Source organism: uncultured Algibacter sp., from assembly GCF_905480415.1.
GTDB lineage: Bacteria > Bacteroidota > Bacteroidia > Flavobacteriales > Flavobacteriaceae > Algibacter_B.
On sequence record NZ_CAJQQI010000019.1, the window covers coordinates 1 to 17,866 of the forward strand.

General features: G+C 33.0%; 12 protein-coding genes and 1 pseudogene. 12 read left to right on the top strand and 1 reads right to left on the bottom strand.

Features of this window, described 5'->3' with window-relative positions:
- The 12 genes from QZ260_RS01900 to QZ260_RS01955 all read left to right on the top strand — a co-directional run.
- Nucleotides 1-801, top strand: an 801-nt coding sequence (locus QZ260_RS01900) for a helix-hairpin-helix domain-containing protein (protein WP_295982141.1), incomplete at its 5' end; no start/stop codon positions are given.
- Between the two features lie 50 nt (nt 802-851).
- On the top strand, nt 852-3,092 hold the full coding sequence (locus QZ260_RS01905; protein WP_295982143.1) for a patatin-like phospholipase family protein: 2,241 nt from the start codon (nt 852-854) through the stop codon (nt 3,090-3,092).
- A gap of 252 nt (nt 3,093-3,344) precedes the next feature.
- Nucleotides 3,345-4,502: a homogentisate 1,2-dioxygenase gene (locus tag QZ260_RS01910; protein ID WP_295982144.1), complete on the top strand. Its 1,158-nt coding sequence runs from the start codon at nt 3,345-3,347 to the stop codon at nt 4,500-4,502.
- Between the two features lie 153 nt (nt 4,503-4,655).
- Nucleotides 4,656-5,816 carry a 4-hydroxyphenylpyruvate dioxygenase gene (hppD, locus tag QZ260_RS01915; RefSeq protein WP_295982147.1) on the top strand — a complete coding sequence of 387 codons (1,161 nt, stop codon included), beginning with the start codon at nt 4,656-4,658 and terminating at the stop codon, nt 5,814-5,816.
- A gap of 301 nt (nt 5,817-6,117) precedes the next feature.
- The gene (locus QZ260_RS01920; RefSeq protein WP_295982149.1) at nt 6,118-6,900 is read left to right on the top strand and encodes a DUF3108 domain-containing protein; all 783 of its coding nucleotides are present in this window, start codon (nt 6,118-6,120) and stop codon (nt 6,898-6,900) included.
- A 6-nt stretch (nt 6,901-6,906) separates the two neighbouring features.
- Nucleotides 6,907-7,824, top strand: coding sequence for a tryptophan 2,3-dioxygenase family protein (locus tag QZ260_RS01925; RefSeq protein ID WP_295982150.1), 918 nt, complete (start codon nt 6,907-6,909; stop codon nt 7,822-7,824).
- Nucleotides 7,782-9,113, top strand: coding sequence for a peptidoglycan DD-metalloendopeptidase family protein (locus QZ260_RS01930; RefSeq protein ID WP_295982151.1), 1,332 nt, complete (start codon nt 7,782-7,784; stop codon nt 9,111-9,113). The genes QZ260_RS01925 and QZ260_RS01930 overlap by 43 nt, the downstream gene beginning before the upstream one ends.
- A gap of 3 nt (nt 9,114-9,116) precedes the next feature.
- Nucleotides 9,117-10,736, top strand: coding sequence for a glucose-6-phosphate isomerase (pgi, locus tag QZ260_RS01935; RefSeq protein WP_295982152.1), 1,620 nt, complete (start codon nt 9,117-9,119; stop codon nt 10,734-10,736).
- Nucleotides 10,737-10,884: 148 nt separating this feature from the next.
- A complete protein-coding gene (locus QZ260_RS01940; protein ID WP_295982153.1) occupies nt 10,885-13,437 on the top strand; it encodes a TonB-dependent receptor in 2,553 nt (850 codons plus the stop codon).
- 12 nt (nt 13,438-13,449) lie between these two features.
- Entirely contained in the window at nt 13,450-15,114 is a 1,665-nt protein-coding gene (locus QZ260_RS01945; RefSeq protein WP_295982155.1) for a hypothetical protein, read from the top strand.
- A 77-nt stretch (nt 15,115-15,191) separates the two neighbouring features.
- Nucleotides 15,192-16,814 carry an Ig-like domain-containing protein gene (locus QZ260_RS01950; RefSeq protein WP_295982157.1) on the top strand — a complete coding sequence of 541 codons (1,623 nt, stop codon included), beginning with the start codon at nt 15,192-15,194 and terminating at the stop codon, nt 16,812-16,814.
- Nucleotides 16,815-16,911: 97 nt separating this feature from the next.
- Nucleotides 16,912-17,352, top strand: coding sequence for a hypothetical protein (locus QZ260_RS01955; RefSeq protein ID WP_295982159.1), 441 nt, complete (start codon nt 16,912-16,914; stop codon nt 17,350-17,352).
- 7 nt (nt 17,353-17,359) lie between these two features.
- Here QZ260_RS01955 and QZ260_RS01960 read toward each other — a convergent pair.
- Nucleotides 17,360-17,866, bottom strand: a pseudogene (locus tag QZ260_RS01960) (endonuclease/exonuclease/phosphatase family protein); the annotation flags it as partial.

Sequence of the window (17,866 nt, forward strand, 5' to 3'; positions counted from 1 at the left end):
GTAACCGTTCCTAAGTTAGGGGATAAAAAGCACATCTTAGATTTATCACTCAGAAACGCAAAGTATTTTAGAATGGAGCGTTTCAAACAAATGAAAATTGTTGATCCTGATAGACACGCAAACAGAATCATGGCACAAATGAAGGTGGATTTACGTCTTTCAGAAGAGCCAAGACATATCGAGTGTTTTGATAATTCAAACATTCAAGGGACACATCCTGTAGCTGCTTGTGTAGTATTTAAAAACGGGAAGCCAAGTAAAAAAGAGTATCGACATTTTAATATTAAAACCGTTGAAGGTCCTGATGATTTTGCATCTATGGAAGAAGTGGTTTATCGCAGATACAAAAGGTTGCTTGAAGAAGATCAACCGTTGCCACAACTTATTATTATTGATGGTGGTAAAGGACAGCTATCATCAGCATTAAAAAGCTTAGACGCTTTAAATTTAAGAGGCAAAATAGCCATCATCGGAATTGCAAAGCGTTTGGAAGAATTGTTTTACCCAGACGATCCAATTCCCTTATATTTAGATAAAAAAAGCGAAACGCTTAAAATCACCCAACAATTAAGAAACGAAGCGCACCGTTTTGGAATTGAACATCATAGAAATAAACGCAGTAAAACAGCATTAAATACAGAGTTAGAAACTATTTCTGGCGTTGGCGAAAAAACAGTCATTGAATTATTAAGGCATTTTAAATCGGCTAAACGTGTTGCTAATGCAAAGTTAGATGAGTTGGAAGCTGTTGTAGGGGTTTCGCGGGCAGAGAAAGTTTATAATTATTATCATAAAACGTGATGATATCACAAGGTTTAAGAGCTCTTGTATGTCATAAATAAAATAATTATTTGAAACAAAAAAGAATCATATTAGCCTTATTCTTAATTGCTACATTTTTCGCGAAGGCGCAAAATAAAGTGCAAGACAACCTAAGGCCAAAAATAGGTTTGGTGCTAAGTGGCGGTGGTGCAAAAGGTTTAGCGCATATTGGCGTTTTAAAAATTATTGATAGTTTAGGTGTACGAGTAGACTATGTTGCAGGAACAAGTATGGGCTCTATAATTGGTGCATTATATGCTTCAGGCTATTCAGGGAAGCAACTCGATTCTATTTTCCAAAACGTAGATTTTGATAATATTATTAACGATGCTTTACCTAGATCTTCTACGGCTTTTAGTGAACGAGATAATATGGAAAAGTATGCTGTAAAACTTCCGTTTAATAGTTTTAAAATCAAATTACCTACTGCACTTTCAAGAGGTCAAAACACTTATGGTTTGCTTTTAAAACTTTTAATTCATGTCAATACGATTGATGATTTTAGTAAGCTACCAATCCCCTTTTTCTGTATTGCAACAAATATTGAAAACGGAAAGCAAGTCATTTTAGATAAAGGTAATTTAACACAGTCTATAATGGCGAGTGGTGCCCTACCTTCTTTATTTCAACCAGTAACGATTAATGATGAAATATTAATTGATGGCGGTGTAGTGAATAACTATCCTGTCGACGAATTGAGGGCTAAGGGTATGGACATTATTATTGGAGTTGATGTTCAAGATGGATTAGCAAGTCGTGAAGAACTTACTTCTGCTCCAGATCTTTTATTTCAAATTAATAACTTCAGAACTATTAACGACATGAAGTTAAAGATTGAAAAAACGGATATTTATATTAAACCTAATATTAAAGATTTTAATGTCGTTTCGTTTAATGAAGGCAACAACATTATTAAGGTTGGTGAATTTGCTGCATTGTCTAAATTAACCATATTAAGGAGCTTGTCTTCGAAAATACCTAATATTAATCAACAAATAAATTTAAAACCAATAGATAGTATCACTATTAACAATGCAAAAGTAAGTGGTAATAAAAACTATACGAGAGCTTATATCTTGGGTAAGCTGAAATTAAAGAGCAATAAGAAAATAAGCTATAAAGATTTTAGCAAAGGCGTCAATAATTTGGTAGCTACAAATAATTTTGATGCTTTTGAATATGAACTAAAGGACTCACCAAATAAAGAAGGATATGACTTACTCGCTTCTGTAAAAGAGACACAGGTAAATACATTTTTAAAGCTTGGGCTTCATTATGATGATTTATATAAAAGTGCAGCGCTAATAAACTTAACAAAAAAGCAACTATTTTTTAAAAATGATGTTGGCTCTTTAGATATTATTTTAGGTGATAATGTGCGTTACAATTTTGAGTATTTAATTGATAATGGTTTTCATTGGAGTATAGGATTAAAATCTAGATACAACCAGTTTCATAAAAATATAAGCGCGCAGTTAGTATTAGATGATGACCAAATAATGACTGCAGGGCTCAACAAGATTGATGTGAAATTAAGAGATCAAACCAATCAGTTTTATTTACAAACCTTGTTTAGACGTGATTTTGCCTTAAGTGCAGGGGTTGAACATAAACGACTGGAAATAAATTCTCAAACTATTTTTGGAAACAATCCAAATGAAAAGTTTTTATTTGAAAAAACAGATTATATAAGTCTTTTTGGGAATTTAAAATTCGACACCTATGATAATAAATACTTTCCTAAAAAGGGAGTATACTTTAATGGTGATTTAAATATATACTTGTATGCTTCTAGTTTTGTTGAAAATTTTGAAGATTTTTCAATTGCGAAAGCTGATATAGGATACGCTTTTAGTACTTCAGATAAATTAGCATTTAATTTACAAACTAGCGGCGGATTTAAATTAGGCGATAAATCTAACAGAACACTCGATTTTGCAATTGGAGGTTATGGCAATAATTTAATAAATAATTTCATCCCATTTTTGGGTTATGATTTCATCTCCTTAACAGGAAACAGTTATGTTAAAGCCTCTGCAATAGTAGATTTTGAGGTTTTTAAAAATCACCATATTACTTTAGAAGGAAATTGGGCCAACATAGATAATAATATTTTTGATTCGGGCGAGTGGTTTTCGCTTCCAGATTACAGAGGTTATGCATTAGGGTATGCCATTGAAACATTTTTAGGGCCTGTTCAAACAAAATATAGTTATTCTCCAGAACAACGAGCGAGTAATTGGTTTTTTAATATTGGATTTTGGTTCTAAACGTTTTTGTTTTCTATTTTCGTTTAGGTGGAAATCTTCTAAAAATTATTTACAACGTAATTATCAATATTTTTTTCCGATATTTGTTTTGTTATGAAACCCTTTTGGAAAGACTTACTATCATATCTTCACTATCTCATCAAGAGAAATCCTGAATGAGCATACTTTTTGTATCTTTATAAATAGTAGTTATTTAACAACTTAAGCTTAACTTAAGCCCGTATTTAATATTCATTTTTTAAATTTTATAGTATGCCTTTTTACCATAAATTAGGAAATATTCCGCATAAGCGGCATATTCAATTTAGAAAGCCAGATGGCAGTTTGTATTATGAACAGTTATTTGGCACAGTTGGATTTGACGGTATGTCAACCAATTCATATCACGAGCAAAGACCAACACAAGTTAAAGCAATTCGTTCTCAATACAGTGTAGCTCCAAAAATATCGAAAGAGAATAACATTCAGTCTTATCGATTGCGTGGCTTTCAAGTAGCACCAGAAGACGATTTTTTGGAAAGTAGAAAAATTGTTTTAACCAATTCAGATTGCCATATAGCCTTAGCAGCACCAAGAAAATCTACAACTCAGTATTTTTATAAAAACACAGATTCCGATGAAATGATTTTTATTCATAAAGGAACAGGAAAGCTAAGAACTATTTATGGAAATTTAGATTTTAAATACGGCGATTACTTAATTATTCCAAGGGGAATCATTTACAAAATAGATTTTGATACAGAAGATAATCGTTTGTTTATTGTAGAATCTCATGCACCAATTTACACACCAAAACAGTATCGAAATTGGTTTGGACAAATGTTAGAACATTCGCCTTTTTGCGAGCGAGATATTCGTCGGCCATACGAATTAGAAACAAATAACGAAAAAGGAGATTTTCTAATTAAAGTAAAAAAGAAAGATGAAATCTTCGATATGATTTATGATTCTCATCCCTTTGATGTTGTGGGGTATGATGGGTTTAATTATCCGTATGCACTATCAATTCACGATTTTGAACCTATAACAGGGCGTATTCATTTGCCACCACCAATACATCAAACCTTTGAAACAACTGCATTTGTAATTTGCTCTTTTGTACCTCGTTTGTATGACTATCACCCACAATCTATTCCAGCCCCATATAATCACAGTAATATCGATGCTGATGAGGTATTGTATTATGTAGATGGTGATTTTATGAGCAGAAATGATGTTGATGCAGGTCATATTTCATTACATCCGGCGGGAATACCGCATGGTCCTCACCCTGGAGCCGCAGAACGCAGCATTGGAAAAACTAAAACCGATGAATTAGCAGTAATGGTAGACACCTTTAAACCATTAATGGTTACAGAAGAAGCTATGAAAATAGCTGATGATAGTTACTATAAATCTTGGTTAGAGTAATTTTTTTACTAGAAGCTATTTCCTGCTTTACGTTATATCTTTTTTGAGAAAAACAAAAAAGGATGCTACTTCAATCAGGGCTATAAAATAAAAGTTAAGTTTTAAACTTTACGAATAAACAATTAAACTCATAAACGAATAAACATTAATACAATGAGTAAAGACATAAAATCAGTAGACTACGGATTAGAAAAAATATTTGAAGGTGCACAAGATTTTTTACCACTTTTAGGAACAGACTATTTAGAATTCTATGTGGGTAACGCAAAGCAATCTGCACACTTTTATAAAACAGCATTTGGGTTTCAATCATATGCTTATAAAGGTTTAGAAACAGGATCTAAAGACTCCGTTAGCTATGTGCTAAAACAAGATAAAATAAAATTAGTTTTAACGACACCACTTTCTAGTAAATCACCAATAAACGACCACATTGTAAAGCATGGCGACGGTGTCAAAGTAATAGCGCTTTGGGTTGAAGATGCAAGAAAAGCATATCAAGAAACGACTAATAGAGGTGCCAAATCTTATATGGAGCCTGTTGTTGAAAAAGACGAACACGGTGAAGTGGTAAGAGCAGGTATTTATACCTATGGAGAAACAGTACACATGTTTGTGGAACGTAAAAACTACACGGGAACGTTTTTACCTGGCTTCGAAGAATGGAAATCGGATTATAATCCAGAACCAATAGGTTTAAAGTTTATAGATCATATGGTTGGCAACGTAGGTTGGGGACAGATGAATACATGGGTAAAATGGTATGAAGACGTTATGGGTTTTGAAAACTTTTTATCTTTTGATGATAAGCAGATCCATACAGAATACTCAGCTTTAATGAGTAAGGTAATGAGTAATGGTAACGGACGGATAAAATTTCCAATTAATGAACCAGCAAAAGGCAAAAAACGCTCTCAAATAGAGGAATATCTTGATTTTTATGAAGGTTCAGGTGTGCAACATATTGCTGTTGCTACAGATGATATCATTACTTCCGTAAGTGCTTTAAGAGCAAGAGGTATTGAGTTTTTATCTACGCCACCGGAAGAATATTATAGAGCAGTCCCTGGAAGGTTAGAAGAACATAGTCATGAACTGCGCGAAGATATTGAAGCTTTAAAAAGCTTGGGTATTATGATTGATGCCGATGAAGAAGGCTATTTGTTGCAAATTTTTACAAAACCTGTTCAAGATAGGCCAACGTTGTTTTTTGAAATTATTCAGCGTATGGGTGCAAGAGGTTTTGGGGCTGGAAATTTTAAAGCACTCTTTGAATCTATTGAGCGCGAACAGGCCAAAAGAGGGACGCTTTAAAAGGAGTTACTTTAAAAAAGCCCTATTAATTTGAATTAATAGGGCTTTTTTATGTGAGGGTTCCAGAAGAAATCCTTTTTGTGAGGTACACGCAAAAAGGTTGCAACAAAAAGCGCAACCCTTGCGGTAATGACCTAAAAACTAAGATAAACCGTTAATTTATGTTAATCTAATAGAACTATAACCCGCTTTACCATAGCTAATACAATTAAATTTTTATTTTTGGAACAGTAATTGTAATTTCTTATTTAAAACAATGAAATGTAGCTGCTAGAGTTACATAGCAATTACGCAAAGAAAAATGAAAAGAATTCTACTTATATGTATCGCTGTAATGTCAATGCAGATGACTTCTGCTCAGCAAGATTCGGCGTTTACTGCAGGCGAATGGTTTAAATTTAAAATGAGCTACAGTAATTGGCTTAAAGCAGGCAATGCAACGCTTACCGTAAAAGATGCAAAAATTGATAATAAAGAGGTGTATCATGTAGTTGGTAAGGGCTGGACTACGGGTATGATTAAATGGTTTTTTAAGGTGAAAGACAGGTATGAAAGCTATTTTGATCAGGACTCTATTAGACCTTACAAATTTGTGAGAAATATTGATGAGGGTGGTCATACTAAAGATTTGGAAATAGATTTTGACCAAGTAAACCATAAAGCACATATTAATAATAAAAAGAAAAAAACAAAGAAGGTAATTGATACCAAACCTAATATTCAAGATATGGTTTCTACTTTTTATTATTTGCGTAATAATTTGGAGATTGGTGAGTTAAAAGTGGGCGATGAAGTAAAGATTGATATGTTTTTTGATGAAGAGAATTATGGTTTTAAATTGAAATATCTTGGAGAAGAAACTATTGAGACTGAATTTGGTAATATAGAGTCTTTAAAATTTAGACCATATGTTATGGCAGGACGTGTGTTTAAGGAGGAAGAAAGTTTAACACTATGGGTGTCTAAAGATAAAAATAAAGTACCTTTACGCATTAAGGCGGATTTGGCTGTTGGGTCTTTGAGAGCAGACTTAGAAGCTTTTAAAGGATTAAAGCATCCTTTTAAAATAGTTGTTAATAATTAGGACATTTTGGATAAAAATATAACCAGCCAACTTAAAGAAAAATACGAGGCAATAGACCAAAATTTAGGAGTTCATTTAGAAGGATTACTTTATAGTAAACCTATTACTTATTGGGATTATATTCATACAGATGCCTTATTAAATCTACAAATACAAAGAACGACATTACCTGATGAGATGGTGTTTATTGGGTACCATCAAATTAATGAACTTATTTTTAAAATGATTCTTTGGGAAATTAAGCAAGTTGCAGAGTGCAATACTTTAAATGCTGTTTTCTTTGAAGATAAAATAATGCGTATTAGTCGATATTTCGATATGCTTACTACCTCATTTAATATTATGAGAGAGGGCATGGATGTTGAACAGTATAATAAATTTAGACACACACTTACACCAGCTAGTGGATTTCAAAGCGCACAATATCGCTTAATAGAGTTTGCTTCAACAGAACTTATAAATTTAATTGATATTCGATTTAGAGAGACTATAGATAGAAATACGCCTTTTGAACATGCTTTAGAACATTTGTATTGGCAAGCTGCAGGTAAAGATTATAAAACGGGCAAAAAATCAATCTTACTTATCAATTTCGAAAACCGTTATAAAGAAGAATTTATTACTTTTATGAAAGTCTATCAAACTAAAAATTTGTGGTCAAGATTTAAAGAATTGCCTAAAGCAGATCAAAAAGACAAAGATTTAGTTAAAGCAATGCGTCATCTAGATTATACCGTTAATATTAAATGGGTAATGGCACATTATAATGCTGCTAAACATTATATTTTGGGAAAAGATGGTGATGGAGAAGCCACAGGAGGAAGCAATTGGCAAAAATACATGCTTCCAAAATATCAAAAAAGAATATTTTTTCCAGATTTATGGACCGAGAAAGAAAAAGAAACGTGGGGAACAGATATTTAATAGTATTAGCTTTAGCAATATGTTTTATAGCTTGTAAGGACGAACCAAAAACTATAATTGAAGAATTAGTTGTAATTGAAGAGCCAGAGCCTATTTTAGAATTTGGTTTTAATTTAGATCATTACATTGTTAAAAGAGATACTATAAGAAAAGGTGATAGTTTTGGTGAAATTTTGGAACGTAACCATGTAGGTTACCCAAAAATATTTAACATTGCAGAAAAAGCCAAAGACACTTTTGATATAAGGCGTCTCCAAATAGGAAAACCGTATACCCTTTTATGCTCTAAAGATTCCTTAGAACTTCCAAGATGTTTTATATACCAGCCCAATTTAGAAGAATATGTGGTTATAAATTTTCAAGATTCTATTCATGCTTACACGAGTAGAAAACCCATAAAATATGTTGAAAAAACAGTAACGGGTATTATTACTAGTAGTATTTCAGAAACTTTAGATGAACAAGGAGTTAGTGCTGTACTAACTAATAAATTAGCGGATGACATTTACGCATGGACTATTGATTTTAGACGTCTACAAAAAGGCGACCGTTTTAAGGTGATTTACACAGATAAGTATATAGATGATACCATTTACTCTGGTGTACATGATGTTAAAGCTACCTATTTTGAACACAATAAGGAACCTTTTTATGCTTTTCGGTTTGAAACAGATTCTTTAAAAGGAGTTATTGATTATTTTGATGATAAAGCTAAAAACTTAAGACGTGCGTTTTTAAAAGCACCAGTAAAGTTTAGTAGAATATCATCGCGTTATAATTTAAAACGGCGTATTGCCGTTTACGGATTTAAAGTACGCGCGCACAAAGGTACTGACTTTGCGGCACGAATTGGCACCCCGATTATGGCTACTGCTAATGGTACAGTCATCGATTCTAGAAGAAAAGGCGGTAATGGTAATTATGTAAAAATACGTCATAACGCGACTTATGAAACTCAATACCTACATATGAGTAAACGCCTGGTTAAAGTTGGCCAATTTGTAAAACAAGGTGATATTATAGGAAAAGTTGGTATGACAGGAAATACAGGCGGACCACATGTTTGTTATCGTTTTTGGAAAAATGGAAAACAGGTAGATCCATTTAAACAAAAATTGCCAGAAGCTAAACCTATTTCAGATTCTTTAAAAGTTGAGTATTTAAAATTTATTCAACCTATAAAAATTCAACTAGATAATATCCATTTTTTAGAAGATGTTTTTGAAGAACAGAACCAACCAGAACAAACTATAAAACAAAATAATAATCTAATATCACTTAACCAGTAATTCATGGCATTACCAAATATAAATCCTACTTCAACCAATTCATGGAAAAAACTAAAGGAACACTTTAATGATGTAAAAGATGTTCACATGAAAGATTCATTTGCAGAAGACAAAGACAGAGCAAATAAATTCACCATTAAATGGGATGACTTTTATGTAGATTTTTCTAAAAATAGAATAACAAGTGAAACGTTTAAATATTTGCTAGAATTAGCAGATGATGTTAAGCTGAAAGCGGCTATTGAAAGCCAGTTTTCTGGAGAAATAATCAACCAAACAGAGGGTAGAGCGGTATTGCATACAGCTTTAAGAGCTCCAGAATCTTATAATGTTAAGGTTGATGGAGAAAATGTTGTTCCAGAGGTTTATAAAGTAAAACGAAAAATAGAAACTTTTACAAATGAAATAGTAAATGGCGACCTAAAAGGATACACAGGAAAACCATTTGACACTATCGTTAATATTGGTATTGGCGGTTCAGATTTAGGGCCAGCTATGGTAGTAGACTCATTACAGTACTACAAAAATCATCTAACAACGTATTTTGTAAGTAATGTAGATGGTGATCATGTTAACGAGGTTATTAAAAAATTAAACCCTGAAACCACATTATTTGTTATAGTTTCAAAAACGTTTACAACACAAGAAACACTTTCAAATGCCAATACTTTAAAAGAATGGTTTTTAAAGTCTGCTAATGAGGTTGATATTGCTAAACATTTTGTGGCCGTTTCAACAAATATTGAATCTGTAAAAAACTTTGGAATTGACCAGAACAATATTTTTCCCATGTGGGATTGGGTTGGTGGCCGTTTCTCATTATGGAGTGCTGTTGGTTTATCAATTAGTTTAGCCGTAGGTTATGACAATTATGATAGTTTATTGAAAGGTGCCAATAAGATGGATACCCATTTTAAAAACGAAGATTTTAAGAATAATATTCCAGTAGTTTTGGCGCTTATTAGTGTTTGGTATAATAACTTTTTTGGAGCTGAAAGTGAAGCGGTTATACCGTATTCTCAGTATTTAAATCAATTTGCAACATACCTTCAACAAGGTATTATGGAAAGTAACGGTAAAAGTATAGATAGAAATGGAAATCCTATAGATTATGAAACAGGTACTTTAATTTGGGGAGAACCAGGAACAAATTCACAACATGCATTTTTTCAACTAATACACCAAGGCACTAAGTTGGTTCCTGCTGATTTTATAGGTTTTACTAAATCGCTGCATGGCAATCAAGACCATCAAGATAAATTAACATCAAACTTTTTAGCACAAACTGAAGCGCTTTTAAATGGTAAAACAGAAGCTGAGGTTTTAGCTGAGGGGACTCGAGAGGATATTATTCCTTTTAAAATATTTCAAGGAAATAAGCCTACAAACACCATTTTTATAAATAAACTTTCACCTGAAAGTTTAGGGAAATTAATAGCTATGTACGAGCATAAAATATTTGTACAAGGTATTATATGGAATATTTTCAGTTATGATCAATTTGGAGTAGAGCTAGGGAAGCAATTGGCATCAAAAATTTTACAGGAATTCAACAATGTTGAGAATAACGAACATGATTCTTCAACTCAAAACTTATTAAAGTATTATAAAGGAATGTCGTAAAAAATCATCAAATATTTACTAAAAGCGCCATTATGTTAAATACTGGCGCTTTTTTGTTAATAAAAAATGTTAAAAATCTTAACATTTGCATAATAATTAATGCTAATAAATATGTACTTTCGCATCGACTAATTTCAAACAATTAATTATGAAAAGAACTACGCGTTTTTTAATGTTTACCGTAGCATTACTGTTTTCAGCAGTTGTTATGGCACAAAGTACTATCTCAGGTACAATTATTGAAGCAGGAACTAATATTCCACTTCCAGGAGCTAATGTTATTGAGAAAGGCACTTCTAACGGTGCTATTGCAGATTTTGATGGGAATTTCACTATCAAAACTAAATCTTCTTCTGGAGAAATTGTAATATCCTTTATTGGGTATAATTCTAAAACTATTGCATTTACAGGAGATATGACTCTTGGTAGTGTAACATTATCGTCTAGCCAATTTGGTTTAGAGGAAGTTCAAATTATTGCTTCTGTAGCAGTGGATAGAAAAACTCCTGTTGCTGTATCGACAATTAAAGCAGCTGACATTGAGCTTAAGCTAGGAACTCAAGAATTTCCTGAAATTTTGAAATCTACGCCTGGTGTATATGCAACCAAAGCCGGTGGTGGTTATGGTGATGGTAGGATTAATCTAAGAGGTTTTGATTCTCAAAACGTTGCTGTTATGATAAATGGTATTCCTGTAAATGACATGGAAAATGGTCGCGTTTACTGGAGTAACTGGGCAGGACTTGGAGATGTAACGTCATCAATGCAAGTTCAAAGAGGGCTTGGTGCTTCAAAAGTAGCTGTACCATCAATAGGGGGTACAATTAATATTATTACTAAAACAACTGATGCTGAGGCTGGTGGAAATATTTTTACATCTATAGCAAATGATGGCTATGAGAAATTTGGTGTAACATATTCTACAGGTTTAATGGACAATGGTTTAGCAGCAACAGTAAATGCAGCTAAAACTACAGGTAATGGTTATGTAGATGGTACAGAGTTTTCAGGTGTCAATTATTTTTTAAATATTTCTAAAGAAATTAATGACGCTCATAAATTGTCATTTTCTGTATTTGGTGCTAAACAACGCCATGGTCAAAGACAGAATAGTCAATTAATTGAAACTTACAAAAGCTCAGAAAGAGGAAGAAAATTTAATGCTGATTGGGGTTATAAAAATGGACAAGTAACGCATCAAGAAGATAACTTTTACAATAAGCCTCAAATGTCTTTAAACCATTATTGGACATTAAATGACAACACGAGTATCTCGACAGTGGCATATGCCTCTTTTGGATCCGGTGGTGGAGGAGGTACTGCTGGAGACTATAAGTTTGGTTTTGATAGTCGTGGTTACAGTGATTACAGAAATGGACTTTATGGGACTTTAGATTTTGATAAAATAGTAGATGAAAATATTGCAAGTGGCGCTAACGGGTCTGAAACTATTTTAAGAGCTTCACGTAATGACCACAATTGGTTCGGTATATTATCTACGTTGAAAACAAATTTATCTGATGATTTGGTTTTATTAACAGGACTTGATTGGAGAGACTACACTGGTAAACACTTCCAAGAAGTAACTGATTTATTAGGAGGACAGTATTTCTTAGATGATAGTGATGAAAACAACCCAAACAATGTACTTCAAGTTGGGGATAAGAGAAGTTATAACAACGATGGTAAAGTAGGATGGTTAGGAGCATTTGGCCAGTTAGAATATGATGTTAATGAAAACTTTAACACCTTTATCTCGTTAGCATTATCAAATACCTCATATCAAAGAATAGATTATTTTAACTATTTAGATTCTGATCCGTTGCAAACAACTGATAAATATAATTTTCTTGGTTACAGTGCTAAAGGTGGTGCAAACTACAGACTTGATGATAAAAATAATGTATTCGTAAATTTAGGTTATTTTGAAAAAGCACCTGATTTTAATTCTACATTCTTAAATTTTAATAATGAGAATATTAATGAAGACGCACCTAATCAAAAAATTGCTAGTTTTGAGATTGGATACGGATACCGTTCAGAAAAATTATCTGGAAATATAAATTTATATTCAACAAGTTGGACGGATAGAACAGAAATTGCAACTTTTCAACAACCGGATGGTACTAATGCAGCTGCTAATATTTTAGGAGTAAATGCTATTCACAATGGTATTGAATTAGATTTTGTTTATAGAGCTACAGATAAATTAAACATTACAGGTATGGCCTCTTTAGGCGACTGGAGATGGGATAGTAATGTACAAAACGTTGATATCCTTGATGAAGATCAGAATGTTATAGATACGGTAGATTTATTTATTAAAGATTTACACGTTTCTGATGCTGCTCAAACTACAGCCGCTTTAGGTTTAAGTTATAAATTAACTCCTGAAACTAGATTTGTATTAGATTACAATTATTACGCAGATATTTACGCAGCTTACGACCCAAGTGATAGAGGTACTGCAGGCGCTCCAGATGCATGGAAAATGCCAGATTATGGATTGTTTGACGCAGTTATTAGTCATTCTTTCAATGTTGGGCCTTTTGATACGATGTTAACAGCACGAATGAATAACGTTTTTGATACGGAATACATCTCTGATGCAAGAGATGGATCAGGTTCAATCGCAAATACTGCATTAGTGTATTTTGGTTACGGAAGAACATTTAGTATTGGAGCAAAACTTAATTTTTAAAAAACTTTGAAAATGAAAAAAATAATTTATTGTTTAGCATTTTTAGGTGCAATCTTAACGGGTTGTAATCCTAATGAGGACATTTATAATGATCTGGATTCAGCAGAAAGACCAGGGTTTGACTATATTCAAGCTGTTGAAGCATATACTTTTACTTCAGAAGATTATGCGATTTATGAGACAGAATTAAGCGAGGAAGAATATTTTGGATCTCAAGACCAAGCAGATCAAATAATACCAGATTTTTTAGCTGATAAATACCCTGTTTGGGGAGAAGGATCATTAGTTAATGTTGGTTACAACTTATTTGATAAAACAGAGTTGGAAACTATGTCTACTATGGAGACGTTATCAAATTTAAACGAAGTTGATGGCTATTTAGGTGACAACTATGAAACAGCAGTTAATGGAACTTTTGTAGAGTTAACTTATAATGCAGATATATTATCATATGCATTATCGGATGGTGATTTTGAAACTATTGGTGATGCTTTAAGTTCAAAATACCCTGAACCTGCTGCAAGCGCGGCAAGATTCAGTAATTTCGATAGAAGATCAGGTAGAGATGGCTATTGGTCTGATAGTATGATATTAGAAGGTTTTAACGAATTATTAGCCGATGAGTATAGTATTGGCCAAGTCGTAGCTGTTACTTTTGCTATTTACGATGGTGGAACAAACTTTTCTGAATCATTTACTGTTCAGTATAATGGATACGGATTCACTAAATTAGATGTTGAAGCTGGTGGAACAACGGCAATAGAATATGCATTATCTGGAGATGATTATGATACAATAGCTACTGCTTTAGCAGCATCTTATCCAGGTCCTGCAGAGAATTTAGGAAACTTTGGAAGTTTTGACGTAAGATCTTCAAGTGCTAATTACTGGAGTGAAGCTATGATTTTAGAAGGTTTAAATATTATTTTGCCAACTGCTACAGAAGGTGATGTGTACGCGGTATCTTATGAGATTTACAATGGTTCTAGAGGTACAGAAACGATGACTTTATTATATACAGCAGGAGCTTATATTGCAAATGCAACACTTGTAGAAGTAACAGCTGTAGTAGCTAAAAACGGCGGCGATTGGGAATTTCCATATGTGTTTACAAAAGCAGATTTCGACTCATTCGGGTTTAGATTTCCAAACTTTGGAAGCAGTAGTCTTTATATTCTAGACATCTTCTTAGAGGGCTTATTTCCTTACGCTAAAGAAGGCGATGTAGCCATGGTGCAATATGATTATTACTCAGGATCAGGTTCAACAGAATACGGTCATAGTATTTTTGACGGTGACAAATGGAATTTAACTCCAGACGTTATTGAAACTTCATTCCAATATGGTTATGAAAACGGAGCATGGGTACCAGATAACACTATTAATTATACCTTATTAGGTGCAGATGTTGATTTAATCTCTAATGCGTTTATAGATATTTATCCTGGTCCTGCAGACAATGTTGGATTCTTTGGAAGTTTCGATAGAAGAGATGCGAGTTCAAATTACTGGAGTGATGATATGTTATTGGAAGCAGCTAATGTACTATTGGGTGCAAGAGATCCTGGTGCTCAAGAAGGGCAAAAATATGTTTTAAACTTTGTAGTTTATACTGGTTCAACCGGTATTGAAAGTCTAAGCGTTATTAAAACTGGTGGAGTTTGGTTAGCAAACTAGTACCTTAAAATAATTAAATAAAAAAAACCTCTTAGTTTACTAAGGGGTTTTTTTTATCTTCACATAAAATTTTTGTTATGAAGTATGTATATATATTTTTAGTTGTAATATTTTTTGGTTGTGGTGGAAGCGATGACAGTGTCGCGGTAATGCCTCCAGTAGCAGCAAATGATACTGTAAGCACTTTAGAAAACACCTCAATATCAATAAGTGTTTTAAGTAATGATTCGCTTAAAAACAATGCTAAGCTTAATAATTTTGATACGTCTACAAGTCAGGGTGGATCTATTATTGAAGCCTCTAACAAACTTATTTATACTCCTGCAAATAATTTTACAGGGACAGATGTTTTTACATATACTATTTGTGACGGCTTAAGTACTCCAAATTGCGCAACAGCTTCGGTAACCGTTACTGTAAATGATACGGGTAACCCAGCTGTCGAAAATGATACTTTAGAAGTTATAGAGAACACGACAACACTCATTACAACCTTATTGGATAACGACACAATAGTAGATAATGCTACGTTAACTTCAATAGATAGTTCATCTAGCTCTGGTATGGTAATATTAAATGATGATGATACAATTTCTTATACATCGTTAAACGGTTTTTCTGGTCAAGACACATTTACTTATACATTGTGCGATAATGACCTTACGCCTACTTGTGTAACTGCAACCGTAACGATAACCGTAATAGATGAAGGGAACCCAACGGCCGTGAATGATGCTTACTCAATTGTACAAAATGAAGTAAAAATAATTTCTGATATTGTAAATAACGATGACACAACTGATGACGCTATACTAACATCATTAGATAATACAGGAACGCAAGGTGCAGTAGTTTTAAATACAGATGGCACAATAAGTTATACGCCTCAAAATGGTTTTACGGGTACAGATTCGTTCACGTATACCATTTGTGATGATGACACACCCAATAATTCATGTTCTACTGCTACCGTAACCCTTACGGTTATTGCCCCTTTAAATTTCAATATACCTCCGGATTTAATAGATTATTATAATGGTGTTATATTTTCTGAAGATTCAGATTTAATGTTAAATCAATTAGAAGATCATACAAAATCAAACCACACAACTATACTAACTTATATTCAAAGACATCAATATTTATATTTGGCAGATGCCGATTTAACAAATCCTGATAATGTGGTTTTAATATACTCTGGTGAAAGAAGATATTGGGAAGAGTATCAAGGTAACCCAAATCATAGTCCGTTAACTTTTAATACAGAACATGTGTATCCACAATCATTGTACGCAGGTGGCGATGGCGGTGAAGCTAAAGATTTAATTGTGAAGGCAGATTTGCACCATTTAAGAGCTTGTGACGCTGGCACAAATACTACCCGTAGTAACAATTCGTTTGTTGATGGTTCTGGAAACTACGAGTTAATAAATGGTGAGTGGTTCCCTGGAGATGAGTGGAAAGGTGATGTAGCCAGAATGATTCTATATTTAAATATCAGATATGGCGAATCGTTTTCTAGAGTAGGATCCTTAGAATTATTTTTAAAGTGGAATAGAGAAGATCCTGTTTCAGAATTCGAGGAACAAAGAAATGATGTTATTTATGCAGCCCAAGGCAATAGAAATGCATTTATTGATAATCCTTATCTAGCAACCTTAATTTATGGAGGTACTGATGCAGCAAATAAATGGGAATAATAAATTAAAATATCTAAAAAAGCCGTTTCTAAAAAGAAGCGGTTTTTTTATGAATTAAAATCATTATTTTTGACTCGTTAAATAAAAACACAAAATCATGTACGAAGCTATACAAGTATTACATTCATATTGGGCCTATTTAGTACTTCTAATTTTAATAATTGCCGTAGTTAATGCTATTGTTAAAACTGTTGGAGGAAAAGAGTATAGTGCAAACGATTTTAGAATTTCTTTATTTACTTTAATCGTTTCTCATCTTCAATTACTTATTGGGTTTATTCTATATTTTGTATCACCAAGATTCGCTGTTTTTGGAGAACTTGGAATGGGAGGTGTCATGAAAGATGCCGTAAATAGATTATATCTTATAGAACATCCATTAGTAAATATTATCGTTGTAGTTTTAATAACTATCGGGTACTCAAAACATAAGAAGAAGTTAACGTCTTCGCCAAAACTTAAAACCATAGCAATTTTTTACACCATAGCATTAGTATTGTTAATATCAAGAATTCCTTGGAGTGCCTGGTTAAGTTAGAATCAGGCTATTTTACTTCTTTAATCAAATAGATGTAAACAGGAAAATGGTCACTAAAACCATTGCTAAATCCGCTATCATTCCAACTTCTAAAAGGATACCCTTTGTATTTTCCTTTAGGGGTAATTAAATAGTTTTTATTAAATATTCCAGCTTGGTAATATCTAAAAGAAGTGTAATCTTTTTCTAGTAAAGTTTTAGAGACTATAATTTGGTCAAATAAACTCCAATTGTCTCGGTAAGCAGTGGTTCCCAGACCATCTCTATAAAATTTTTCGAATGGATTATAAAGACCTTTAAAATCAACTTTTTTACGTTTTCTTTTCGCTTTTAGAACATTCTTCACGCTTGGGTTTGTAGGATCGTCGTTCAAATCTCCCATTATAATTACTTTTGCATAAGGATCTTGAGCTTGAAGCGAATCCAAAATGCGTTTATTTAACTGGGCAGCAGCAACACGTTTAGGTCTGCTTCTTGCTTCGCCGCCTCGTCGAGAGGGCCAGTGATTCACTAT

Coding starts and splice junctions, on each gene's coding strand:
- QZ260_RS01910 (WP_295982144.1), top strand. CDS start 3,345: ATGCCTTTTTACCATAAATTAGGAAATATTCCGCATAAGCGGCATATT.
- hppD (WP_295982147.1), top strand. CDS start 4,656: ATGAGTAAAGACATAAAATCAGTAGACTACGGATTAGAAAAAATATTT.
- QZ260_RS01920 (WP_295982149.1), top strand. CDS start 6,118: ATGAAAAGAATTCTACTTATATGTATCGCTGTAATGTCAATGCAGATG.
- QZ260_RS01930 (WP_295982151.1), top strand. CDS start 7,782: ATGGACCGAGAAAGAAAAAGAAACGTGGGGAACAGATATTTAATAGTA.
- pgi (WP_295982152.1), top strand. CDS start 9,117: ATGGCATTACCAAATATAAATCCTACTTCAACCAATTCATGGAAAAAA.
- QZ260_RS01940 (WP_295982153.1), top strand. CDS start 10,885: ATGAAAAGAACTACGCGTTTTTTAATGTTTACCGTAGCATTACTGTTT.
- QZ260_RS01945 (WP_295982155.1), top strand. CDS start 13,450: ATGAAAAAAATAATTTATTGTTTAGCATTTTTAGGTGCAATCTTAACG.
- QZ260_RS01950 (WP_295982157.1), top strand. CDS start 15,192: ATGAAGTATGTATATATATTTTTAGTTGTAATATTTTTTGGTTGTGGT.
- QZ260_RS01955 (WP_295982159.1), top strand. CDS start 16,912: ATGTACGAAGCTATACAAGTATTACATTCATATTGGGCCTATTTAGTA.